Origin of the sequence: Sinomicrobium kalidii (genome assembly GCF_021183825.1) — a bacterium.
Taxonomy (GTDB): Bacteria; Bacteroidota; Bacteroidia; order Flavobacteriales; family Flavobacteriaceae; genus Sinomicrobium; species Sinomicrobium kalidii.
Genome location: NZ_CP089211.1, coordinates 1,835,793 through 1,860,980 on the forward strand (window position 1 = coordinate 1,835,793; position 25,188 = coordinate 1,860,980).

A 25,188-nucleotide genomic window follows, 5' to 3' on the forward strand; every position below is an offset into this window, starting at 1 on the left:
TTTCAATTAAAAATAACTCATGATAAGTAAAAAAATCACATGGCTTGCCTGTTTACTGTTTTTACAGGTAAGCCTGCTCATAGGTCAAACCACCTATAAAAATCCGGTAATCCCCGGATTTCATCCCGATCCGAGTATCTGTAAAGCCGGCGATAGTTTTTATCTGGTAACCAGTACTTTCGAGTATTTCCCGGGAGTCCCGGTTTTTCACAGCAAAGACCTTGTCAATTGGGAAAAAATAGGACACTGCTTAACCCGGCCTTCACAAGTGAATTTGGAGAAATGTGGCGCTTCGGGAGGTATTTTTGCGCCCACCATCCGTTATCATGACGGGGTTTTTTACATGGTCACTACAAATGTAACCGGCGGGGGTAATTTCATTGTGCACACAACAGATCCGACCGGCGAATGGTCAGACCCCGTGTGGTTGAAGCAGGGGGGGATTGATCCTTCGCTCTATTTCGAGGGTGATAAGTGTTACCTCACCACCAATCCGGACAACTGTATCTACTTGTGCGAAATTAACCCATTGACGGGTGAACAACTTTCAGAGAGCAAAGCAATCTGGAATGGGACAGGAGGGCGCTACCCGGAAGCCCCGCACATTTACAAAAAGGACGGGTGGTATTATTTGTTGATTTCGGAAGGAGGCACAGAGTATGGGCACAAAGTGACCATTGCACGTAGTAAGCATATCGACGGACCCTATGATTCGAATCCCGCCAATCCCATTTTAACGCACATGAACGCGAATGCCCAATCACATCCGGTCCAGGGCACAGGACATGCGGATCTGGTTCAGGCCAACGACGGTTCCTGGTGGATGGTGTTCCTCGCTTTTCGGCCACAGTCCGGGTTGCACCACATGCTGGGCAGGGAAACCTTTCTGGCTCCCGTGAGATGGGACAGGAATGCGTGGCCGGTTGTTAATGGCGATGGTACGGTAGATTTAAACATGGATGTTCCTACTTTACCGTTGCAGCCGTTTCCCCGGGTATCGTACAGCTCCGATTTCAACGAAGATAAACTGGGGCTTGAATGGAGTTATTTGAGAAACCCCAAAAGCGAAAATTATTCGTTAAGCGCGAGAAAAGGGCACTTACGTTTAAAGGCAACGCCGGTATCGCTCGACGATCTTGATTCGCCCACTTTTGTCGGACGCAGGCAGGAGCATATCAACTTTACTGCCACTGCTGCCACAGAACTTTTTGATGCCCGAAAAGGAGACGAATCAGGGATCACCGTGTTTATGAATAACACATCGCATTATGACCTGTTTGTAACTCAGGATGCGTCGGGGAAACGCGTTTTGAGCCTGCGTTACCGCCTGGGGGCATTGTCCCATACGGCTTGTGAGATTTCCGTGCCTGAAGGAAATGTCCACCTGCAGGTCCGTGGCGATAAAGACTATTATTCATTTGCCTATTCGACTAACGGCAAGGATTTCGAGACTTTGGATAAAGTGGATGTACGCTATATCAGTTCCGAAACGGCAGGTGGATTTACAGGAATATACCTTGGTCTGTTTGCAAGTTCGGGCGGAGGATCTTCCAAAGCCTATGCCGATTTTGACAAATTTGTTTATACGCCGGGAGTTGTAGACTGAAATTATCGTGTTACCCACAAGGCAAACGCATTATATATGGAATAGTAATAGTGTTACAGTTCGGAGTTTTGGAGTTGAAGGTATTTTTTTTGTTACAGGTTGCGGGTTATATGTTTGGGTAATAGCATTTAACAAACCTGCAACATGTAACATGTAACTTGGAATTTGCCCTGGTGTTACCCGCTCCAATCAGAATAGCGTTATTTTTTTGTCATGCATTAAAAATCAATATATCAAATGAATAGAATTTTTTTATATATAGTCTCTATCGTGTTTTTATCAACCGGTGTTGGTATGGCGCAGGTCATCCATGTAAAGTCGCCCGACGGGAAGATCGACATGGCTTTGGAAAGCGGAGAGAAGATTTTGTGGTCTGTCAAACATGAAAATACGGAAGTTATAGCTCCTTCCACGATTTCATTGACACTTGGCAGCGGAGAGGTTTTAGGAAATAATGCAAAAGTTATCAGCGTTAAAAATTCAAAAGTCAGCAACACCTTTGCCACACCTGTTTATAAAAAGGCAACGGTAATTGACGAGTACAACCAGGTCGTAATAAAGTTTAAAGGCGGTTTCGGTTTGATTTTAAGAGCCTATAACGATGGTGTGGCCTACCGCTTTTTTACCAGTAAGAAGGGACAGATCATTATTGAATCCGAAGAAGCCAATTTTAACTTTAGCAAGGATTATAAAGCCTTTGTTCCCTACGTGCGCGATCTGAGGGAAAACGATATGTATACATCCGCTTTCGAAGCGATGTATACTGAAATTCCCCTTTCCAAATTTGTGAAAGATTCACTGGCTATTTCCCCGCTCCTTGTTGATCTGGAAAATGGGAAAAAGGCGGCTATCATAGAGGCTGACCTGGAAGATTATCCCGGTATGTTCTTAACACGCAATAATCAAACACAGCAAGGTTTGAAGGGGGCATTTGCCCATTACCCGAAGGAAGAACGCCTGGGAGGCTTTAATAATATGAACTACATGGTGGTGAAGCGGGAACCTTATATGGCTAAAACAAGCGGTACCCGCAATTTCCCGTGGAGAGCAATAATAATAAGTGAAAGCGATAAAGACCTGTTGAATAATGACATGGTCCAAAAACTTTCAGCACCTTCACAAATTGCTGATGTAAGCTGGATAAAGCCGGGTAAAGTGGCATGGGACTGGTGGAATGACTGGAGTATATCGAAGGTTGATTTTAAGGCTGGAATCAATACGGAAACCTATAAGTATTATATTGATTTTGCCGCAGAAAACCATATTGAATATGTGGTGCTGGACGAAGGTTGGAGTGAAGAAAACAATATGCTGGAAATTTCACCCGGTATGGACATCGAAGAAATCATCAGCTATGCGAATCAGAAAAATGTCGGGATTATCTTATGGGCCACCTGGTATGCCATAAATCAGGATCTGGATAATACCTTTTCTCACTATTCAAAATTAGGGGTTAAGGGCTTTAAGATTGATTTTTTAGATCGTGATGATCAGAAAATGGTAAAATCTGTTTATGACATTTCAAAAAAGGCGGCCTCTTATAAACTCCTGATCGATTTCCACGGCATTTATAAACCTACAGGTATTCAGCGGACCTACCCTAATGTGGTCAATTTTGAAGGGGTCAAAGGTCTGGAGAACGTGAAATGGACGCCGAATGATGATATGCCGTATTATGCGACCTGTATTCCCTTCATCAGAATGCTGGCGGGGCCTATGGATTATACACCGGGAGCAATGCGCAATGCAACAAGAGCAGATTTTCGTCCGAGCAATTCCATGCCGATGAGCCAGGGGACCAGGTGTCACCAATTAGGGATGTATATCATTTATGAAGCACCCTTGCAAATGATGGCAGATAGCCCTACGGCCTATATGAAAGAACAGGAAAGCACTACCTTTATTTCCAGGATCCCTACCACTTTTGACGAAACAGTTGCCCTCGATGGCAAAGTTGGCGAATATGTTGCTCTGGCCAGGCGAAAGGATGAAAAATGGTTTGTAGGTGGTTTAACCAATTGGTCGGCAAGAGAAATATCGATAGACCTGTCTTTCCTGGGAGAGGGAACCTATTTGGCGGAGATTTTTAAAGACGGGGTTAACGCAGATAAAGATCCCACGGACTATAAACGTGAGATAATTAAAGTAGTAAGTACCGATAAACCGGTAATAAGTATGGCTAATGGCGGTGGCTTTGCAATCATAATCAGACCGGAAAAATAAGGCGTGTTTGCATGCTGCGCTGCCATTCACCGGTAGCCCGGGAAAATTTATGCATAACGAAGGCAGCGGCCAATATAACCGGCCGGTACTATACCTTGTTTTGATTTCAAAACAATTATAAAGTCCAAATAGTCATAATGACAAAATAAAAATTAAAAGCTAACTTTGAGACATACAGTGCTTGCTGATACGTATAATAACCGTTGAACAATCAATAAAAAAAGAATATGATCAGGTATTTAGTATTCGGAACCGTTCTGGCCGTATGTATGGGGTGTAGCAGAGTAGCACCTCCGACTGCCTTCGGGCCTGTGCCATCCGAAAACCAGATGAGATGGCAGGAAATGGAATATTATGCATTTGTTCATTTCTCACTGAACACCTACACCGACCAGGCATGGGGATATGGTAATGAAGATATCAACCTGTTTAATCCCACGGAACTGGATGCCCGTCAGTGGGCCCGGATTTGTAAAGAAGCAGGGATGAAAGGCATCATCATCACGGCTAAACACCATAGTGGCTTTTGTTTATGGCCGTCGGAGTATACGGAGTATTCTGTAAAAAACGCTCCCTGGAAGGGCGGCAAGGGGGATGTGGTCCGCGAACTGGCCGAGGCTTGCGAAGAATACGGTTTGAAATTGGGCATTTACGTATCTCCATGGGACAGGAATCACCCTGATTATGGAAAGCCGGAATACATCACCTATTTCCGAAACCAGATAAAAGAGTTACTGACCGATTATGGCCCCATTTTCGAAATATGGTTCGATGGCGCCAATGGAGGCAACGGTTATTACGGTGGTGCCAATGAAAACCGTAAAATTGACCGTACGACATATTACGACTGGCAGCCGACGTATAAAATGATCCGGGAGCTTCAACCCGACATTGTTATCTGGAACGATGGCGGCGACAGGGCGGACCTGCGCTGGGTAGGCACAGAAGGGGGCTTTGTAGGGGAGACCAACTGGAGTTTATTGAACGGTACAGGCGACGTGGAGTGGGAGATGTTGCATTTTGGCCTGGAAACCGGCGATTCGTGGGTGCCGGCTGAAGTAAATACCTCCATCCGGCCGGAGTGGTTTTATCACCCGATTGAGGACGACAAGGTAAAAACAGTACCGCAGTTAATGGAGACCTATTATAACTCCATAGGGCGCAACGGCACGCTGTTGCTCAACTTCCCGATCATGCCCAATGGTCTGATTCATGAAAATGACGAAAAAGCGGCATTGGAATTTGCGGCAACCGTCGAGGCTTCATTTGCTGAAAACTTAGCCAGGAACAAGCATGCGATTGCGTCGGATGTCCGCGGTAAAGCCAAAGAATTTGGAGCGGATAAGGCGTTAGACAATAATAAGGACACATACTGGGCAACGGATGATAGCGTAACAACAGCCTCCCTGACCATAAATTTTGAAAAACCAACCATGGTCAACCGGTTCCTTGCACAGGAATACATCCGCTTGGGGCAACGGGTGAAAGCCTTTACGGTGGAAGCCCTCGTGGACGGAAACTGGAAAGAACTGGCCAAAGGAACGACCGTCGGGTATAAGCGTATCCTCAGGTTTCCCGCTGTTGAGGCAACGAAGGTTCGTTTCCGTATTACCGACTCGAAAAGCTGCCCGGTAATTTCCAATATCGGGATTTACAATGCGCCGTTATCTTTGAATCCTCCCGCCATTATCCGGGATCAATCCGGTGAAATCACCATATCGACCGATGATATAGGGCCATATTTTTATTATACATTGGATGGAAGCGAGCCTACCCCGGAATCAAAAAGGTATACAGGCCCGGTCCCGACAGACGGGAAAGTGGAAGTAAAAGCCATTGCCTATGATCCTTCCACGCATAAAAGCAGCCCTGTGACTATCGGGAAATTTGACATTTGCAGAAAGGATTGGAAGATCGTCGGAACCGATGACCATAAAGCATACGCCGTTCTGGACGGAAATACAGCTACCACCTGGCGTCAAAGCAGGGACAAGAAGATGCCCGTTGATCTTGTCATCGATCTGGGAGGTCTGCAAAATTTGAATGGTTTCAGGTACCATCCGGACCAGAGCATGTGGGAACCCGGCATCATTACCAACTACGAGTTTTATGTGTCCGATGATAATAAGAAATGGAAACTGGCAGACAAGGGAGAATTCTCCAATATCAAAAACAACCCCGTTTGGCAAACCAGAATGTTTGCACCTCAAAAAGCCCGTTTTATCAAGTTCCGGGCATTAAAGAACACTGAGGGCAATGATAATATAGGATATGCTGAAATAGATGTGGTCACGGATTGATTTAAGCTGGAAAAACACCATATCCCTTGTGAACTCCATACTTAAAAAATAAACAAAATGACAAATACGCCAGAACAAAATCTAAAAAAGCATTCAATTACTTTAAACGAAGTTTCGCAACCAATTGCAAGCTATGTGAATTGTGTAAGAACAGGGAATTTATTATTTCTTTCAGGTAAAGGCCCGATTAAAGAAGACAAGACTTATGTAATAGGAAAGGTAGGAAAAGACTTGACCATTGAGCAAGGAAATGAAGCTGCCCGTTTAGTTGCAATCGATCATATAGCCGTTCTAAAAGACGAACTGGGAGACTTGAGCAAAGTAAAAAGAATCGTTAAAGTTTTCGGTATGGTTAATTGCACAAGTGATTTTATTGACCAGGCAAAAGTTATCAATGGATATAGCGATTTAATGTTTTCCGTTTTTGGCGAAAAGGGACGACACGCCAGAAGTGCGGTAAGTATGCACGCATTACCTTTAAATTTTGCCGATGAAGTTGAAGTAATTGTTGAAATAGAAGATTAATTCAATACTTTTTATTTTATAACCATAATAAAGATTCAAAATCGATGCGTATAAAAACATATATTATAGATGCTTTCACCACAGCGCTTTTCAAGGGAAATCAAGCTGCTGTCTGCCTGCTTGAAAATGAACTTGATGAAAATACAATGCTCAATATAGCAAAGGAGTTCGGGTTTTCGGAAACCGCTTTTGTTGTAAAGCAAAATACGGATTCCTTTTCCATTCGCTACTTTTCACCTGCACAAGAAATTCCGTTATGCGGACATGCCACATTAGCCTCATCCAAAGCCTTATTTACGGAGTATGAAGATCTGCCCAAGATCACCTTTTATACCCGTTTTGGCCATGTCTTGAAAATCTTCAGGAAAGAGGAATTAATAGAAATGTATTTTCCGCTTCATAACACAGAAAAATCAACTGCAGATGAGGAAATTAAAAAAGCATTGGGTATAAGCGAAATTCTTAACTGCGAGTATAATAAATTTCATAATATACTTTTAATGGAAATACAAAGCGGCGTAGTACTTCAAAATCTAAAACCCGATTTTTATGCACTGAGGAATATCAAAACAACCGTTAGTGGCGTGCTGTTAACTGCTAAATCAGTGCATAAAAATTATGACTACGAATACCGGTATTTCTTTCCCTGGTCAGGTGTTGACGAAGATCCTGTAACAGGTGGAGTCCAAAGTTTTTTAGGTAAGTATTGGGCAAACAAATTGGATAAAAAAATAATGAGGGCTTACCAAAGTTCGGCCCGTACAGGGAGTATGGAAGTCGAATTGATGAAAGATTCTGTAGTGATCAGAAGCAGTGCCGTAATATTTTCGTCCGGAATATTGCATTTGCCTTAGTTGGCCCCCACCCGGGCAAAATATAAACGAAACAGACAACTGCTATTGTATATATATAATGCTGTTTTCGCGGATGAAGCCGAGTTTTTTAGCTTGAAAAGAACCTTATGCCAATCGGACAGTTCTCACAAAGAATGTAAAATACGCCCATTAATGCTATAATGAATAAAACAAAAATTTTATTGATCTTAATTTGTGTTCAAACAGGGGCTTTGCGCAATGGGAGAAGGAAGTGTAATGTTTAAGAATTTCGCTTACAAGCCATTAAAATAAATAAATGATGAGAAATATAATACACGCTATCTGCATGCTGTGCTGTTATTCACTGATAGCCCAGGAATCATCTGTTCGGGACAGCCAAGAGCCTGTTGCCGAAGGAAAGTTCGAACCCACGTGGGAATCCTTGTCTGTTATCGAACGAGAACCCGAATGGTTCAAAGACGCCAAATTCGGGATCTATTTTCATTGGGGGGTCTACAGTGTACCGGCTTATAGTTCGGAATGGTATCCCCGGTGGATGTATGTTCCCGGCAGGGAAGACTGGGGAGGCGACATTTTTGAACATCACCGGAAGACATACGGCCCGCTGTCCGAATTCAATTACCACGATTTTATACCTATGTTCACCGCAGAGCACTTCGATGCGAAGGAATGGGCCGCGCTGTTTAAAAAAACCGGGGCCAGGTTTGCTGGTCCCGTCGCACAACATCATGACGGATTCGCCATGTGGGGCAGCAAGGTGAACCCCTGGAATGCCAAAGACATGGGGCCGGAAAAGGATATCCTCGGGGAGTTGTTTGCAGCACTCAAAAAGAATGACATGAAAACGATCGCTACCTTTCATCATGCCAGGCTTCTCCAGAGATATGCACAGGATACTTCCAACTGGGCCGGTAATGTGCAGGATCCCGGCTGGGACAGCCATTATCCCTACCATCCCGATTATGTCACCTCTACTATCGATCCGAAGCTCAGGATGCTGTACGGGAACATTCCGGCAGACGAATTCCACGAGTACTGGTTGAACCAGGTAAATGAAGTAGTCGATGTGTATGCACCCGACATCATCTGGTTTGATTCCTGGCTGGATAAGATACCGGAAAACTATCGTCAGAAAATGGTCGCCCACCACTTTAACACAGCCGTCTCAAGGGGACAGGCTCCCATCGTGGCTTATAAACAGGAAGACCTGCCGGCTAATGTGGGAATACTGGATATCGAACAGGGTGGGAAAACCGAAATTTCCGACGATTACTGGCTTACGGATATTACCCTGAGTTACGACAGTTGGTCTTATATCCATGGACAAACCTACAAACCGGCAGCCCTGGTCATCAGGAACATGGTTGACGTCTGGAGTAAAAAAGGTATCGTGTTACTGAATATTTCTCCTAAGGCCAATGGAACCATACCCGCAGAACAAAGGAGCGTCCTGGCCGCTATCGGAAGATGGATCGATAAGCACAAAGAGGCTGTTTACGGGACCAGGGCATATTCCACCTATGGCTACGGGGATGCCAAATTCGAAAAGGGGCATTTCGGGGGACAGTCCGCAACGATTGCCTACTCTGAAAAGGATATCCGGTTTACGGTGTCAAAAGACAAAAAGTACTTGTATGTATTTTCATTAGGGCTTCCGGCACCCGGTTCGGATCTTGAAATTCGTACTCCAATCGAATCCGGGATTAAAAAGGTATCCGTACTGGGAAGCGGAAAGGAGTTGAGGTGGACGCTAACGGATAATTTGTTAACGCTAACAACACCCGGTTCTTCCGACATGAACGAGTTGGCGACGGTATTTAAAGTGGAACTGAAATAATAAAAGAAACATATGAACCGGAAAAGTGCCATTTTTCAGCGAATTAAAAAAATTTAAACAAGCTCTATATAAAGTGAAAAGAATTCGATTAATTTCATCATTGTTCCTTCTTTTCGTGGTGCTTGCATCATGCAACAAAGAACAGCCCGATGATAATACCAAGATCCCTTTCGATTTCGACTGGAAATTTGCCCCGGAAGATCACCCGGGTGCAGAAAAACCCGGGTTCGACGATTCCGGCTGGCGTATACTGGATGTACCACACGATTTCAGTATCGAACATCCTTTCGATTCAACCTACGCTACTGGCGCAGGTGGTGGCTATACGTACAGCGGTATCGGCTGGTACAGGAAAACCTTCAGGACAGTGCCCGGGTTTTCAAATAAAAAGATCGGGATACTGTTCGATGGCGTGTATCGCAACAGCGAGGTCTGGATCAACGGGCAGTACCTCGGTATACGGCCCTATGGATATTCTTCCTTTTATTATGACTTGACACCACACCTGAATCCGGAGGGTGAGGAGAATGTCATTGCTGTAAAAGTAAATACCAGCGAACAGCCCAATTCAAGATGGTACACCGGTTCGGGTATCTACCGGCATGTCTGGCTCCTTGCCAGGAACAGGTTGCACATCGATCAATGGGGCGTCTTTGCCCGCACGGTCGATGCCAGCGAAGATGAAGCAAGTATCGATGTTTCCATCGAACTGCGCAATGAGAACGACACCGACCGGCCCTGCACGGTCATGACCAGGCTTATAGATGCCGCAGGAAAAGAAGCCGGAAAGGCCGGGTCGGAAGTTGAAATCAAAGCCGGCCAGCCATTGAAAATCGACCAGGACATCCGGGTCACCAGGCCTTCGTTATGGTCCGTTGAACAACCTCATTTATATCGCCTGGAGGTGGAAGTCCGGTCGGGCGGAGCCTTAATGGATAGCTATACGACCTCCTTCGGGATCAGGACCTTCGATTTCGACCCTGACAAAGGCTTCTCCCTTAATGGAAAACATCTAAAACTAAAAGGGGTGAACAATCATCACGATGGCGGGCCATTGGGCGCGGCTGTACTGGACTATACCCATAAGCGACAGTTGGAGATTTTGAAGGAAATGGGTTGCAACGCACTAAGAATGAGTCATAACCCGCCTTCACCCGAATTGCTTGCCTATGCCGACAGCCTCGGTTTTGTGGTGATTAATGAACTATTTGACGAATGGATGGACGGAAAAACACCGGCGGGATATGCACCGCATTTTGCGGAATGGTACCAGAGGGATGTAGAAAACTGGATCAGGCGCGACCGCAATCATCCATCGGTCATTGCCTGGAGTATCGGCAACGAACTCCGGGAGCAATACAATGAGGAAAATGCCCTGAAAATTGTAGAAATGCTGACTGAGACTTCGCGTAAACACGATACCACACGACCTTTGACCCTGGCCTGCAATGAAATTCTTAACTTCAATGCTTATGGAGTGCCGGAAATGCTCGATATTGTAGGGTATAACTACCAGGAAGCCTACTACAGGGCAGACCATGAAAAATACCCCGACCGGGTGATCTATGGTTCCGAAACCGTGATCTACCCCTACCACCCCGGCGATTGCTGGCAGTTGCGATCCTATGAGCAATGGCTGGAAGGACAGTTGGAAGATTATGTAGCCGGTGAATTCCTTTGGACGGGTTTTGACTACCTGGGCGAGGCGGGCATCGGGCATGTCGGTTCCGGGTGTGAATTCTGGAAAACCTGGCCCGATTGGCCCTGGAGGGGAGCTGATTGCGGTGTCATAGACATGTGTGGTTTCCCCAAACCCGGATATTGGTTCAGAAAAGCCTTGTGGAATGACGAACCCATGGTGTATATCGCCGTACAAACCGAAGAATCGGCCAGGGACAGGGAAGAATGTTCTTTCTGGGGCTGGCCGGAAGTAGAGCCCCACTGGAACCACGACAAAACGGGCGATACGCTGGCCGTTCACGTCTATACCAATGTGTCCGACGTGGAACTAAAACTGAACGGAAAATCTTTGGGAAGCCGGAAATGGGACCTTAAGAACGAAGCCTTCCTGTTTTGGGAAGTACCTTATGAACCCGGCAAGCTGGAAGCCATCGGAAAAACGGAAGAAGGAAAGACCGTTTCCTTTGCCGTCCGGACCGCGGGAGAACCGGCAAAAATCGTGTTATCACCAGACCGGAAAACAATAAAAGCCAACAAACAGGATTTAAGCTACGTGACTGTACAGGTAGTGGACGCTAACGATGTGCCGGTGCCCTTTGCCGGCAACATGATCGAATTTGAAATGGAAGGCGCGGGCAAACTCGCCGCAGTAGGCAACGGGGATCAGCAAAGCCATACCCCGTTAAAAGGAGACCGAATGGAAGCTTATCTGGGGAAATGCCTGGCCATCATACAGTCAACAGATCAAAAGGGCGAAATAATCATCACCGCAAGGAGCGGAACGCTGCCTGTGGCTACGGCTATTCTGAAAGCGGAATAGAACGGTGCTGTTAATCCTGACTCAATGTCGTTTGGTTGGCGGTCATTTAAAAACGAATAAGTCAACAACAAATATTTAACCCCAAACAAATAAATTTATGGAACGGAGAAACTTTATAAGCTCAATGGCCGCCCTTGGAGCAACGGCATTACTGCCCATACCCGGTTATTCCATGCTTAAGAAACCCAAGTATAAAATGGGGCTTCAGCTCTTTACTATCCATGAAGAGATGATGAAAAACACTTTGGGTACGTTACATGCCGTAAAGGCTATGGGGTTCCAGGATTTTGAAATCTTCGGATTTGACGGCGAAAAAGAGACTTTCTATGGGTATAAATCGTCTGAATTCAGGAAAATAATTGATGATCTTCAGATCACGGTCTCCAGTGGACACTTCGGGTTTTCTCCATATCTCGATAAGCCTGATGACGTATTGAAACGATTTGCAGACCAGTGTATAAACGGGGCCCGTGCTTTGAATATGAAGTACATTACCTGGCCATGGTTGGCCCCCGAACAAAGAACAATGGAGCATTTTCAGCTACTGGCTGAAAAACTCAATCTGGTTGGAGAACAGGTAACTGCGGCGGGACTCGGTTTCGCATACCACAATCATGGTTTTGAATTTATTGATTACAATGGAGAAAACGGCTTTGACATCATATCGAATGAAACAGACCCTGAGCTTGTGAAACTCCAGATGGATATGTACTGGGTAATGCATTCTTCCAAATATTCTCCGAAGGAATTGGTTGAAAAGCAACCCGGGCGTTATGTCATGTGGCATATAAAGGATATGGACAAGGCCACCAGGGATTACACCGAGTTGGGGAATGGCTCTATCAACTATGCTGAAATACTTCCTGATCCCGTTGAGTCCGGGCTTGAATTTTATTACCTGGAACAAGGAGGAAACTATGCCTACAGCCCCATGAAAAGTATAGCCGATAGTGCCGATTACTTTAAAAAACATTTACAAACATATCTGTAAATTCACCTGAATAGTACAACTCAAGAACAAACCTAAAAAAGCAATACCATGAAAACACATTATTTGTTATTTATCGGTTTTATCCTCGCTACCACAATTTCTTTCGGACAGTCCGAAGAGGAAACAGAGATCAGGCGTTTGGAAAAACATTGGACAGAACTGCTTGACCGGGGGGACACGACCTCGCTGTTGCAAATATGGTCTGAAAACTATGTGGTTAACAACCCCAATGGAAAAATCGTGACCCCAAAAGATATTGTGGCACTGATGAAAAGCGGACATAAATTCCCTGCTGTTGAGCGGATCATTGAGCGCGTAACTTTCAATCAGAACATTGCCATAGTCATGGGCAAGGAGTTACAACAGCCGGCCAGCATGGTCGCTGACCGGGATCAATGGATACCGAGAAGATTCACCAATGTATGGATAAAGTCCGAAAACGGGTGGCAGCTGGCCGCCCGGCAGTCCTCAAGACAAATTGTGGAATAATAGTCAAAATTGAAAAAAAAGAGAAATGAATACATACGAAAAGGCGGCTATGGGGAAATGGATATTGATGGTTCTGTTCACTATGGTTTCCGTCAAATTGGTAACCGGGCAGACCGCAATGATAAATGTGCAGTCCAGGGACCGGACAAGCCTGAACGGTGACTGGAAAGCTATGATCGACCCGGCCGGGCGTGGCGAATACCTCCGGGTATGGCTGGAGAAAAAACCGCAGAAAAAAACCGACTTTTTCGAATATTCGTTTGAAGGCGCCCCCGTATTGGAAGTGCCTGGCGACTTCAACTCCCAAATGCCCGAACTCACCTATTACGAAGGCACGGTCTGGTACAAAAAACAGTTTACCCCTTCCCTTCAGCCGGGGAAAAGGCTGTTTGTTTATTTCGGGGCGGTGAATTACCTGGCGGATGTGTACCTCAACGGGGAGAAAATAGGAAGCCACGAAGGCGGTTTTACTCCTTTCCAGTTTGAGATTACCGGCAAAGTCAGGAAAGGGGAAAATTCCCTGATCGTTAAAGTAGACAACCGACGCTTGAAAAACGGTTTGCCCGGTACAGGCTACGACTGGTTCAATTACGGCGGCATTACCCGGGATGTCGACTTGGTGGAAACCAACAACACCTATATCGAAGACTATTTCATCCAGTTAAAAAAAGGCAGCCTGGACACCGTTCAGGGATGGGTGCGGTTAAACGGGCCGGAAACAGTACAGAAGATCAACATACGGATTCCCGAACTCAACCTTGCCTATAGTACAAAAACTGACGGAAAAGACATTGCCCGTGTTGAATTTTCTTCGGATTTTGACCTGTGGTCACCCGAAAATCCCAAACGTTACGAAGTGATCGTTGAAAGCGAAACGGATACGGTTACAGACCGGATCGGGTTCAGGAGTATCGAAGTACAAGGGGATAAAATTTTGCTTAACAAGCGGCCCGTATTCCTGAAAGCGGTGAATATCCATGAAGAAAACCCGTATAAGGGGACCAGGGCGTATTCCATGGAAGATGCCCGGCAGCTACTTACCCCTGCAAAGGAGCTGGGGTGCAACCTTGTGCGGCTGGTGCATTATCCGCACAGTGAGCACATGGTGAAAGAAGCCGAAAAAATGGGTTTGATGGTGTGGAGTGAACTCCCCATATATCAGCATATCCGATTTTCCGATAGCCTTATGCCGCAGAAAATGAAGAACATGCTCCACGAAATGGTCCGCCGGGACCGGAACCGCTGCGGGGTGGTCATCTGGGCGTTGTCCAACGAAACCTACCCCGGCACCCCCGGCCGGAACAAAGCCCTGGCAGAGCTGACCCGGAAATGCAGGGCAGCCGATCCCACCCGGCCGGTTACCCATGTGACGAACACCCAGAGCTACGAAAACAACACCTTTGGGATAAAGGATTCGCTTTACCTGCATTCCGATATTGTTTCGATCAATGAATATATCGGCTGGTATATCCCCTGGCAAGGCAGGCCGGCGGACACCAGGTGGAACATTGCGTTTCCTGATAAGCCCGTGTTTATTTCGGAATTCGGGGGAGAAGCCTTATACGGAAACAATGACGGCCCGGCTGACGAAGCCGCTTACTGGACGGAAGGATACCAGGAAAAAATTTATACCGACCAGGTAAAAATGTTCGGTACCATACCCAACCTGTCCGGGGTGTGCCCCTGGCTATTGTTCGATTACCGGTCACTCGGGCGGATGCACCCTGTCTATCAACAAGGCTATAACAGGAAAGGGTTGTTGTCCGAGAACGGCGATAAAAAGAAAGCCTGGTATATCATGAAAAACTATTTCAAAAGTAAATAACATAGCAATTAGTAAAATGGATAAGATCAACTTGTTACTGGCATCATTGACTGTACTGACTTTTGCCTGCAAAAGCTTCTCAATGCAGGCAGATGACATTCCCCGGAGCTTTAACCGGAATCCCGACTTAAAAGACCTTGGCGTTCGTGCCAAAAAAGTAGAAAGTATGGATTCTTTGCTACAGTCATTTGTAGATGAAAGAAAGCTGAACAGCGTTGCCGGCTTTGTAGCAAAGGGGGGAAATATAGTGTACAAAAAAGCATTCGGTTGGAAAGATATGGAAAATCAGCTTCCGGCGACCACAGATGACTATTATGTACTGTTTTCACAGACCAAAGCTATCACTACGGTTGCGTTCATGACCCTGGTCGAAAAAGGCCTGGTGGCGATAGACGACCCGGTATCAAAATACTTCCCTGAAATCCCGGACCGGGTGGTAACAAAGGTTCACGAAGACGGCACCTACGAAACCAGGCCGGTTCAATCGCCCATGACCTTTGTTCACCTGATGTCCCATACATCCGGCCTTAATGCGGGGCTTGTTGAGGAGATCCGCCGTTCCGAAGGTCAAAAAACAGGTACGTTTGCCGGCTTTGGCGGTGCTATGCCCGAAAAAGCGCCCGACGGGCAACACAGCTTTGGCGGCGATTATAATGCAAAATACCTCGAAGACGAGATGCTCGACCTGGCAAAATACCCTCTCGGCTTTGATCCGGGGACGGCATGGAATTACCACGTGAGTACCAATATGCTTGCCTACCTGATAGAACGTATTTCGGGTAAACCCCTGCGCCAATATGTGAAGGAAACGGTCCTGGACCCGCTGGGCATGACGGAAACCGATTGGTATTATGGAAAAGATGCATTGAAGCGTTTTGTAAAAACATATACTATGGAAGAAGGTGAGCTGAAACTGGGTTCACAGATATATGTGGAGGGCGCAGTCAGTAGTGAACAGACCTATTGCGAGGGAGCTATCGGGTTGAACGGGCCCATAGAGGATTATGCCAGATTTTGCCAGATGCTGTTAAACAAAGGCGAATTCAATGGTCATCGGATTCTAAAACCCGAAACGGTAGAACTCATGACCACTGTAGACCGGCTCCGGGGAGCGGAAGCCTGGGGAGAAGGGTTCCGGTTTGGTTTGGGGTTTGAACTTTTCAATGAATTAAAGAAGCCCGTACCGGCAGTTTCCAATACGGCGTTTGCCTGGGGAGGGCTGTTTGGCACGGAGTATATTATAGACCCGGAAAACGATATGATTGCTTTGTTCTACATAAATATGTACCAGCGAGATCCCTTATACCCTTTATTCCTCGAAAAGGCTTATGAGTTGTTTAACCAATGACAGACAATTTTAAAGAAAAAACACATCGTTAGTCTGTAACCTTTAAAAATTTAAGGGACGGTTGACCGAAGACAGATGATCGAAGCATACATCCGTCATCGGTCACCAGTCATCCGTCCACAAATAAACATATATGAAATCAGGAATACTTTATATTATGGTATTATTGTCCGTGCCGGTCATTGCACAGCATAAAATACCTGTTTACCTCGACGTTACAAAACCCGTAGAAGAACGCGTGGAAAATGCACTTTCGCTGATGACCACCGAAGAGAAGGTAGCCCTGTGCCATGCCCAGTCCAAATTCAGTTCAAAAGGAGTGGCCAGGCTCGGAATACCGGAAGTCTGGTCTACGGATGGCCCGCACGGCATACGGGAGGAGGTTTTGTGGGACGAATGGAGCGGCGCACAATGGACCAACGATTCCTGTACCGCATTCCCTGCGCTTACCTGCCTTGCAGCTACATTTAACACAGACCTGTCCCGGTTGTACGGGGTATCCGTCGGAGAAGAAGCCCGGTACCGCAACAAGACCATACTGTTAGGCCCGGGGGTAAACATATACCGGACGCCACTGAACGGCAGGAATTTTGAATACATGGGAGAAGACCCTTACCTGGCCTCCCGTATGGTCGTACCGTACATCCAGGGAGTACAATCTGCGGGAGTGGCTGCCTGCGTGAAACATTTTGCCCTGAACAACCAGGAGGTATGGCGGGGACATATCAATGTCCATGTGAGCGACCGGGCACTTCACGAGATCTATTTACCTGCTTTTAAGGCAGCTGTTCAGGAAGGAAACGTTTGGTCTGTCATGGGAGCTTACAATCAGTTCAGGGGAGAACATTGCTGTCACAATGATTTGCTTTTGAACAAGATCCTTAAACAGGATTGGGGATTTGACGGATTGGTGATCAGTGACTGGGGAGGAGTTCACAATACTGATCAGGCTGTCAATAACGGGCTTGATATTGAAATGGGGACTTACACCAACGGATTGACAACAAGCGGACACTTCCCTTATTCGTCCTATTATCTTGCCGACCCTTTCCTGAAAGGGATTGAGGAAGGCAAATACGATACGGATGTACTGGACGATAAGGCACGCCGCATTCTGCGTGTGATCTTCAGGACTACCATGAGGGGAGATCGTCCGTTTGGAAAGTTTGTTTCACCGGAACACAGCAAGGCGGCAAGAAAAATTGCACAGGAAGGTATCGTTTTGCTGAAGAACAAAGGGCAATTTTTCCCCGTACCCGTAGATAAATACGAAAAAATAGCCGTGATCGGGGAAAATGCTTCCCGGAGCCTGGTCATAGGAGGCGGATCGTCTTCGTTAAAAGCCGCCTATGAAGTTTCCCCTTTGCAGGGGCTTAAAGACAAATATGGGGATGAGCGTATAGTCCACAGCCTCGGTTATGCCTCCGGACCTTCGCTTTACGGGCGCGAAGAGCCGTTAGGTTTGGATGCGGATTCGTTGAGGACAGCCGCGGTAGAGGTTGCCAAAAGCGCAGATATTGTGCTGTTTATCGGAGGCCTTAATAAAAATCACTATCAGGACTGTGAAGGAGGGGACAGAAGGTCTATGGATCTTCCGTTTGAACAGGACAAACTGATCCGGGATGTATTGAAAGTCAACAAAAATACAGCCGTGATATTGCTCAGCGGAAATGCGGTAAGCATGCCCTGGGCAAACAAGGTTCCCGCGATCATGCAAGGCTGGTACCTGGGTTCGGAAGCCGGAAATGCATTAACGGATATTGTTTCCGGTGATGTAAACCCTTCCGGAAAACTGCCTTTTTCTTTTCCTGAAAAACTGGAAGATAACGGGGCACATTTTTACGGGGAACTTTCATATCCCGGCGACAGTACCGATCAATTTTATAAGGAAGATATTCTCGTAGGCTATCGTTGGTTCGATACCAAAAAGATCAAACCGCTCTTTCCCTTCGGTTACGGATTGAGCTATACCTCCTTCGCCTATGATAATCTTGCTACAGATAAAACTCAATATAGAGATAAAGAAACCGTAAAGGTATCGTTTACCCTCGCCAATTCGGGAAGGTCCGACGGGGCCGAAGTACCGCAATTGTATGTAGGCAAATCAAAATCGGAGGTGCCACGGGCGGCAAAGGAATTGAAAGCATTTAAAAAGGTCTACCTCAAAGCCGGTGAAAGTAAAGAGGTGGAACTGGAAGTACCCATTGGCAGCCTGGCATACTATGATGAAAATATAAGTGATTGGGTTGTAGAACCCGGTACTTACACGCTTATGCTGGGCAGCTCGTCCGGTGATATAAAAGCTGAGGTGAGTTTAAAAATTGAGTGATTTTTTTGCTGTCATTGTTGATTTTCAAATGTATAAGGTAGTCGATAATCTGGCAACTTCCGGAAGGACTGATGCTCTTAGCTTATGAATCATCCTGAACCGGTTATTTTATCTGGCATCGGTATTCGCCAGGAATTTGGTCTATAACCACCCGGAAAAGGTATGCAGAGAAAACAACTCTTATGTGTAGCATTTCTGTTACACGAAGGGATTTTCAGTTTGTGATTGATCGTATTCGTGAATTCCCGACGGATGCTTTTGTCACCCATGAAGTTCCTTACCTGGACATGTCTACGCATTTTGATCAATGGACAGATCCCCGCTCCGGAACCATAAAGGCTATGGTGAGCTTTGAATAAACGAAGAAATCCGGGATCGTAATGGAAATTCAGCATGAACCACTTACTATCCATATAGCGTTATCCATAGGTTATTGATGATAGACGTTCGGTAGGGTTAGGAGGTAATCACCAAATATCCTTTATATCACATATAAATTTAAACTAATGTTACTCCGAAAGTTCACATAAAAACTCCAATCTTCCAAAAAATGGCTAACGGAATGCTATCACCCGGAGATGTCCCGTAAATAAGTTTTGGCAAAAGGTGATTTTGATCTTTACTCCATCTTATACGAAATATTAATCCAGTTCCATTCCCATGTTTTTCCGTTGTCTTCAGAGAAGGCCTGGCTCCATACGGGATGCTCCCTGTCGCGCATATCCCAGCGGAATACCATGACGATATCTTTTCCATTGAAAGTATCTTTTCCGAAAAAGTGCCCGATATCATTGTCAAACGAACCGACAACCGGTGGGTCCAGCACACCGGAATTGCTGGCTACCCAGTACAAACTCCACAGTTTTGTTTCCGGATCGAACAATCGTAACGTAAACCCTTCAAAAGGTTCGCCATCAAAGGTTGCCCTATACAAATCTGTATTGCCGATACCCTGTAATATGGTCCCATAATTCTCATCAACAGACTCCAGGTAAATCCATTCGTTATTGTTGCTCAATCTGGACTTAAGTTTTTTATGGTACATTTTCCACTTGCCCGTTAACATGTCGAAGTCGTTGTGGGAAGAGGTTTCGGATGCTTTAATGATCAGTTCCCCGTTCTTATCGAACGAAAGATCTGGTATAGGGATACTTGTGTCAAATGTCAGTAGTTTTTCCCGGAGTTCTTTTTCATTTTCAACCACCCGGTTTTCGTACATGTACCAGTTCCATTCCCATGTTTTCCCGTTGTCTTCCGAAAAGGCCTGGCTCCAGATAGCTTTGTCCGGATCAGTTTTGTCCCACCTTGCCATGACGATAACAGGTTTGCCATTAAAAGTTTCCCGGGCATAAAAAGTGCCGATGTTACCTTCAAAAGATCCTACCACGGGATTATCCTCATCGAGTACACCGTTTTTGCTGCTCGCCCAGTAAATACTCCACAGTCTTGTTTTCGGATTAAAGAGGGTAAGACCTATGCCTTCGTAGGGTTTCCCGTCAATAACAGAACGATTGTTATTGGTATGGCCCAGCCCGTTCAATATCTTTTTGTCCTTGTTGGTGCCGTTGTATTCAATCCATTCCGTGCTGTTGTTCAATCGTGTTTTGAGCTTTTTGTTACGGATCTTCCAATGGCCTTCAAAAAAGTCAAAATCATGTTGAGAAGAAGTTTCGGAGGGTGTGATTCTTAATTTGCCATCGGTGTCAATGGTGGCATTAACCAGGTCCTCTTTCGTTATTATGGATTGTGCGGAACCGTGTGTAAAAATGCCTGGTAGAACTAGTAAAAACAGGACTACGAGGTGTCTACTATAGTGTTTCATTTATTTTTATTTTACAGGGTTATATCGATTCAAAAGAACTGTTTTACAATCTAAAATCAGAGAGGTCATATATCTGATATTACGTATACGGTTTTATGATTTCGAGACCTTTGACATTAGGATTTCCGGCCTCAGCCTGTTTTAATAAACTTGCCTCTGCCGCTATACACCTTGTTTTTCGTAATAAAAATATAATTATATTCGACTATCTTAGTGGTACACTTTTTACATTGTAACTGGGCCAGATCAAGGACCGGAAAATGGCTGTATATGTTTCCATGGAAATCGATATTAAAGTTTAGCAGGGAATCGACCAAACCGATCTACCTGCAGTTGGCAGATGCCATAATTAAATCGATCCATGAAGGACATCTTTTTCCCGGACAAAAATTACCCGGGGCCAGGGTGCTTGGAGATTTACTCAATTTAAACCGCAAAACGGTTACGGCTGCCCTGGAAGAACTATCGAGTCAGGGATGGGTGGAAAGCTATGAATGGAAAGGGACTTTCGTATCGAATAAATTGCCTGAATTAAAGTATAAACCATTGCACAATACGGGTTTTGGAGAAGCGGTAGGGGAAACCGGCCATAAAGTCAATAAATTCCGTTTTCTTGAATCCCTATATCTCGATTATACTAATGTTCGCCTGATCGATGACGGGGTTTCCGATGTAAGGTTATCACCGTTGGATACGCTGTATGCATATCATCGTTCCATTCTTTCCAAAAATGCTTTTAGTGCTTTGTTGAAATACAATCATATCGAGGGAGATCTTGATTTGAGAATGACCCTTAAATCTTACCTGCATACAACCCGGGGAATAGTAACCGATCATCAGAATATTTTTATAACGAGGGGCAGTCAGATGGCCATTTATATTACTGTTACTGCTCTGTTAAAGAAAGGTGATTATTGCATTACAAGTTTGCCCGGCTATCAGATCGTTGACAATATTATTAATCATTCGGGAGGTAAAGTAGCCCATGTAGCGGTAGATAACGAAGGTATCGATGTGGGCGAAGTGGATGAGATTTGTAAAAAAAAGAAAGTCAGATTGCTGTACATCACCCCCCATCATCATTATCCGACAACGGTAAGGCTTTCTCCCAAACGCCGTATAGAATTGTTGCAACTGGCCATAAAGCACAATTTTTACATATTGGAAGATGATTATGATTATGATTTGCATTATGATAATAGCCCGCTATTGCCCCTGGCAAGTTTAAACAAGGACGGACGGGTAATCTACATAGGTTCTTTCAGTAAATGCCTCTCACCATCCGTACGTGTAGGGTATTTTGTTGCTCCGAAAGAGATCATGGAGGCTGCTAATAAATTGAGAAGGATCATTGACCGGCAGGGCGACCCCTTATTGGAAAGAGCGGTAAGCGAATTTATAAAGTCCGGCGATTTGGACCGGCATTTGAAAAAAACAGTCAGGATATATAAGCATCGCAGGGATTATTTTTGTGCTTTGTTACAAAGTAATCTCTCGGAATACCTGAGTTTCATGCAACCTGAGGGCGGCATGTCGGTCTGGTTGGTTTTCAAAAATGCGGAGATGTTAAAAAACTTGCCTGACAAACTTTTAAAACAAGGTTATTTGCTTGAAACCGACAATATTTTTACCGAAAGGTTCAATGGGGTCAGGATTGGATTTGCTTCGCTGAACGATGTGGAAATGGACAAATTTATTGAGACGGTGAAGCATATCCTAGATTAAATATTGTAGCACCGCCCTGAAACGGTATAGGTGAATGAATCAATATTTAACCTGACAGTTACAGGTAAATTTTACACTGTACAAGCCATACACAATTACTTTGTAACACATTGATTTACATTTTATTAAAATTATTTTTGCTCGGAAATCCCATATAAAAGCTCCGAATCTCCCAAAGAATGGGTTCGGGAGTTGTATCCTTTGAATACCCTTAAAAAAACCCGCTCTTTCGTTTCGAAGCGGGTTTTTTGTCTGTTTTGCTGTGATGTGCCCTTAATTTCCCATAGTCCATGAATTTACCATGTCTTTAAAAGCCGAACCAAAAAACAAATAACCGGTATTTCCGGCAATGGTCCCTTCGTTCTCTCCCCATAAAAAGGGCCAATCGTCGTAATTTTCAAAGTGATCGGGCTTTCTGAACAATACGCCCGGTGCAACATTCCCCGGAATAAAAGAGAAATCGGCCCGGTTGTTTCCGTAAAAAACCGCTTTGGGGCGGGCAGCACCTACCGTGGCTACCAGGGAATAATTGTGATAAGGATGACAGCCATAGAGCCAATCGGCTGCTTTAAAAGCGTGACCGGCATCAATAATTTCGGGGAAAAATTTGTTGGCCCAGATAACGGTTGTGCCAAAATTCACTACCATTCCGCTACCCGCCCAGTTGCCGAGTCCAATAGGTACACCGTAGGGGTTGTCTTCTTCCAGTTCGTCAATATAGTCTTTGTACCTGACCACATACGGACGAAGCTTTTCCTTAAAGGAGGCATCCATATGGGGGATCCCCTGCAATGCCGTAAAGATCACAAAACTGAGATTGCGGTCCAGTGCAGGCCATAAAAGTTCCTGGTACTTATCGGCATACTGCTGTTCTCCGGTAGAGATATACAACTGAAGATTGGTAGAAACATCTGCCGCTCCACCTCTCCTGTCAGAGGGAGCCCCGGGTTGATCAGCAAGTAATTCCGTCGCCTCTTTCAAAAGTCTTTTGGACTGGAACAGGGCCCTTTCCGAAAGATCGTCATTATACCCCTTCAACGCCCGGCTTACCGAAGCAAACATGGTTGCTGCCCACAGGTCGCGTGAGGGATCGCGGCTGGTAAATGCCCACATATCGTCCTTAACCCCGCTCGACTGTCCGTCGGCAGCTACTTCATAGGGACCGAGTTTTGAATCGTAAGGAAGACCATCGGTGATAGAGGCGGCATCGCCAAGGTGGTGGTAATTATAGAGCACAGAATTGGAGAGGGTCTGTGCCATATGACCGATAATCTCGGCCTGAGCTACCAGTTGCTGAGCTCCGTGCTCGATAAACTGCAATATATCCGGCACTCCATCCTGACGGTGAAGCTCTACATAACGTTGCTCCTGGTCGACAAAAGTCTGGTCCCTCTGGGGTTCAAAACTTTCCCAGATCCGTACAAAATTCTGTACTACGCTAATATTGGACCCTGTCTCGATATCAAAATCCCCGGCATCGAAAAAACCTCCTGTGTTTAACCCCGGGATCAACTCCAGCCCTTCGTACTCAGTATCGGTTGTCGGTCCCTGCCAGTGAAGGTCAAAATGATCCGTATTGGGCGGGGCCTGGCGGTACCCTTCCTTAAAAGGCTCCCCGTGCCATACCCTGTAAGCCTCTCTCACAAACATATGGTTCATGTGTATGGGAATCCAATTATCGCTTGTAGCGTCGGTAATCTTATCATAAACGCCATGGTCTATGATGAAGTTATTGGTTTTAATATCTCCGTACTGAATATAGTATATCCCCGGAGTGGTGACCGAAGTAAAATCGAACTTCACATAGTGATATTTGTAATAATCGCCCCAGGGCTCCACCTTGCCGCTAAATACCCGGGTAGCTTTTCCATTCTCATCTATTTTAAACAGCGATGCCTTTGGCTGTGGCTGGCCGTTCTTATCGAGTTCAATCACGGAAACTTTGGGCTGTGAAGGGAGGTAGCCCACCTGGGAAAAACCTATATTCGGTTCCCTGATCCAACCTTTAATGGCGTTGGGTTCAACGGTCCAGGTCAAAACCTTTCCGGTTTTGCCTGCAGGAAGTACACTGCGCACTACATACCAGCCGTTTTGTGCCAGCACACGCCCGTCAAACAGCATCAGATCCGCATCCTTTGAGGTTACTTTTACCGTATGCTCCGGGTCATCTGGTGCAAGAAGAAGGTTATGACCGGTTTCGAGAGGAAGCGGATCGATAAACCTTCCCGTCCCCCTGTCATCAGAAGTTACATAACCTTTGAACTGCTTTAGTTTTTCACGGTTGGGCTTTGTTGTATTATCTCCTGCCAGATAGCGGGAAAAACGATGAAGACGCCCATCCATCAGGTATGTTTTTCCCCAATACTTCGAGGGGAGGAATTCCAGGTTAAATCCGGCTTTTCCTTCAAGTTTCCCGGGAACGGGCTTGTCCAGGTAAACGGAGATCTCCACACCTTTTCCCCGGGCACTGACCACAACACGGGAATCGAAGTCGTAATCTTCATACCTTAAAACAGCTTCGATACTTTGCGATTCGCGATCTACTTTCCGGTTTAAGACCTCGGGGACCAGATCCCACTGTTCCGGGGTGCTGGAAAGTCTCACAGCCCCTCCCTGGGAGGTTCTTACCCCATGTTGGATCAATTCGATCCCGGCGTTTTTCTCATCGTTAAACCCTCCGGTAAAAAGATTGCTGTACACCAGCACATTAAGCCCCTGTTTTTCAAAATATTCCAGGTCGTTAATTTTCAGTTCCTCCCCTCTGACACTGTGAAATGCTGTCAATAACAACACTGCAAATAGTATAAATAATAATCTTTTCATATCGGTTAA

At 45.6% G+C, this 25,188-nt stretch carries 16 protein-coding genes; 14 read left to right on the forward strand and 2 right to left on the reverse strand.

The annotated features are described in order from the left end of the window. Positions 1-19: 19 nt before the first annotated feature. From LS482_RS07305 to LS482_RS07365, 13 genes are all read left to right on the forward strand, one after another. Positions 20-1,606, forward strand: coding sequence for a glycoside hydrolase family 43 protein (locus LS482_RS07305; RefSeq protein ID WP_233031119.1), 1,587 nt, complete (start codon positions 20-22; stop codon positions 1,604-1,606). Positions 1,607-1,843: 237 nt separating this feature from the next. Then, a complete protein-coding gene (locus tag LS482_RS07310; protein ID WP_233031120.1) occupies positions 1,844-3,829 on the forward strand; it encodes a retaining alpha-galactosidase in 1,986 nt (661 codons plus the stop codon). Positions 3,830-4,056: 227 nt separating this feature from the next. Continuing rightward, positions 4,057-6,129 carry an alpha-L-fucosidase gene (locus LS482_RS07315; RefSeq protein WP_233031121.1) on the forward strand — a complete coding sequence of 691 codons (2,073 nt, stop codon included), beginning with the start codon at positions 4,057-4,059 and terminating at the stop codon, positions 6,127-6,129. Between the two features lie 57 nt (positions 6,130-6,186). Then, the gene (locus LS482_RS07320) at positions 6,187-6,654 is read left to right on the forward strand and encodes a RidA family protein (RefSeq protein WP_233031122.1); all 468 of its coding nucleotides are present in this window, start codon (positions 6,187-6,189) and stop codon (positions 6,652-6,654) included. Between the two features lie 44 nt (positions 6,655-6,698). Beyond that, positions 6,699-7,508, forward strand: coding sequence for a PhzF family phenazine biosynthesis protein (locus LS482_RS07325; RefSeq protein ID WP_233031123.1), 810 nt, complete (start codon positions 6,699-6,701; stop codon positions 7,506-7,508). Between the two features lie 277 nt (positions 7,509-7,785). After that, positions 7,786-9,327, forward strand: coding sequence for an alpha-L-fucosidase (locus LS482_RS07330; protein ID WP_233031124.1), 1,542 nt, complete (start codon positions 7,786-7,788; stop codon positions 9,325-9,327). Between the two features lie 73 nt (positions 9,328-9,400). Continuing rightward, on the forward strand, positions 9,401-11,827 hold the full coding sequence (locus tag LS482_RS07335; protein WP_233031125.1) for a glycoside hydrolase family 2 TIM barrel-domain containing protein: 2,427 nt from the start codon (positions 9,401-9,403) through the stop codon (positions 11,825-11,827). A 97-nt stretch (positions 11,828-11,924) separates the two neighbouring features. Continuing rightward, positions 11,925-12,818: a sugar phosphate isomerase/epimerase family protein gene (locus LS482_RS07340; protein WP_233031126.1), complete on the forward strand. Its 894-nt coding sequence runs from the start codon at positions 11,925-11,927 to the stop codon at positions 12,816-12,818. Between the two features lie 48 nt (positions 12,819-12,866). Continuing rightward, complete coding sequence (locus LS482_RS07345; RefSeq protein WP_233031127.1) at positions 12,867-13,307, forward strand: nuclear transport factor 2 family protein; 441 nt, start codon at positions 12,867-12,869, stop codon at positions 13,305-13,307. 25 nt (positions 13,308-13,332) lie between these two features. Beyond that, positions 13,333-15,132, forward strand: coding sequence for a glycoside hydrolase family 2 protein (locus LS482_RS07350; RefSeq protein WP_233031128.1), 1,800 nt, complete (start codon positions 13,333-13,335; stop codon positions 15,130-15,132). A 16-nt stretch (positions 15,133-15,148) separates the two neighbouring features. Next, on the forward strand, positions 15,149-16,480 hold the full coding sequence (locus tag LS482_RS07355; RefSeq protein WP_233031129.1) for a serine hydrolase domain-containing protein: 1,332 nt from the start codon (positions 15,149-15,151) through the stop codon (positions 16,478-16,480). A 133-nt stretch (positions 16,481-16,613) separates the two neighbouring features. Further along, positions 16,614-18,809 carry a glycoside hydrolase family 3 C-terminal domain-containing protein gene (locus LS482_RS07360; protein WP_233031130.1) on the forward strand — a complete coding sequence of 732 codons (2,196 nt, stop codon included), beginning with the start codon at positions 16,614-16,616 and terminating at the stop codon, positions 18,807-18,809. A 182-nt stretch (positions 18,810-18,991) separates the two neighbouring features. Continuing rightward, positions 18,992-19,168 carry a hypothetical protein gene (locus LS482_RS07365; protein ID WP_233031131.1) on the forward strand — a complete coding sequence of 59 codons (177 nt, stop codon included), beginning with the start codon at positions 18,992-18,994 and terminating at the stop codon, positions 19,166-19,168. A 260-nt stretch (positions 19,169-19,428) separates the two neighbouring features. Here LS482_RS07365 and LS482_RS07370 read toward each other — a convergent pair whose 3' ends face one another. Continuing rightward, positions 19,429-20,631: a hypothetical protein gene (locus LS482_RS07370; protein ID WP_233031132.1), complete on the reverse strand. Its 1,203-nt coding sequence runs from the start codon at positions 20,629-20,631 to the stop codon at positions 19,429-19,431. A 270-nt stretch (positions 20,632-20,901) separates the two neighbouring features. Between LS482_RS07370 and pdxR the strand changes: the two genes are divergently transcribed. Then, entirely contained in the window at positions 20,902-22,356 is a 1,455-nt protein-coding gene (gene pdxR / locus LS482_RS07375) for a MocR-like pyridoxine biosynthesis transcription factor PdxR (RefSeq protein ID WP_233031133.1), read from the forward strand. 273 nt (positions 22,357-22,629) lie between these two features. On the opposite strand, the gene LS482_RS07380 is transcribed toward pdxR, so the two are convergent. Continuing rightward, positions 22,630-25,179, reverse strand: a complete 2,550-nt coding sequence (locus LS482_RS07380; protein ID WP_233031134.1) for a cellulase N-terminal Ig-like domain-containing protein — start codon at positions 25,177-25,179, stop codon at positions 22,630-22,632. Between the last annotated feature and the right edge of the window lie 9 nt (positions 25,180-25,188).